Source organism: Methylobacterium nigriterrae, from assembly GCF_037106235.1.
GTDB lineage: Bacteria > Pseudomonadota > Alphaproteobacteria > Rhizobiales > Beijerinckiaceae > Methylobacterium > Methylobacterium nigriterrae.
Map to the genome: position 1 here is coordinate 1 of NZ_JBAWTG010000671.1, position 312 is coordinate 312.

General features: G+C 81.1%; 1 pseudogene. It reads left to right on the top strand.

Annotated elements, in window-relative coordinates:
• Positions 1-312 (top strand): annotated as a pseudogene (locus WDW90_RS38670) (cytochrome c-type biogenesis CcmF C-terminal domain-containing protein); the annotation flags it as partial.

The following is a 312-nucleotide window of genomic DNA, read 5'->3' on the forward strand; positions in this document are numbered from 1 at the left end:
CGTCGCCCTGGGCCTCGCCCTCGCCATCGGGCTCGCCGCCCTGGCGCTGACCTGGGGCGGGCCGGTGCTCGCCCCCGTCGGCATCGGTCGCGGCGCTTACCTCGTGCTCGGGGCCGCCCTGGGGATCGCCGCGCGGGCGCGGGGCTACGGCGCGAGCCGCGCCCGCGCCCCGCGCGACGTCTGGCGCCGGGCGATCGGGCTGCCGCGCTCGGCCTGGGGCCCGGCCCTGGCGCATGGCGGCGTCGGCATCGTCGTCCTCGGCATCGCCGCACAAGGAGGGGCGACGGAGGGGCTCGCGACCCTCAAGCCCGG